The sequence below is a fragment of the Streptomyces durhamensis genome, from assembly GCF_000725475.1.
In the GTDB taxonomy this organism is placed as follows: Bacteria; Actinomycetota; Actinomycetes; order Streptomycetales; family Streptomycetaceae; genus Streptomyces; species Streptomyces filipinensis.
In genome coordinates this window covers 1-307 of the sequence record NZ_JNXR01000176.1, presented here as the reverse complement: position 1 = coordinate 307, position 307 = coordinate 1, and the positions used below count along the sequence as shown (strand labels likewise).

Sequence of the window (307 nt, the reverse complement as noted above, 5' to 3'; positions counted from 1 at the left end):
GCGTCTCCGCCCGTGCGGCGGCGACGATACGGCGTCCTTCGAAGAGGACGTTGCGGGCTGCGTTGTGGTCGCGGTCGTGCACCGTGCCGCACTGAGCACCCGCCCATTCACGGACGTGGAGAGGCTTCGGGCCGTCCCGGAATCCGCAGGCTGAGCAGGCCTGAGAGGAGGGGAAGGCCCGGTCCACCTTGGCGAAGGTACGGCCGTGCTTGACCGCCTTGTACTCCAGCATGCCGACGAACGCGGACCATCCCGCGTCGTGCACGGACTTGGCCAGACGGGTGCGTCCGAGACCGGACACCGCGAG

General features: G+C 69.4%; 1 protein-coding gene. It reads right to left on the bottom strand.

Translation table 11 applies throughout. The features are described 5' to 3' along the window. Positions 1-307 (bottom strand): zinc ribbon domain-containing protein (locus IO33_RS0142265; protein WP_031174371.1); only part of this gene is annotated, 307 nt, incomplete at both ends.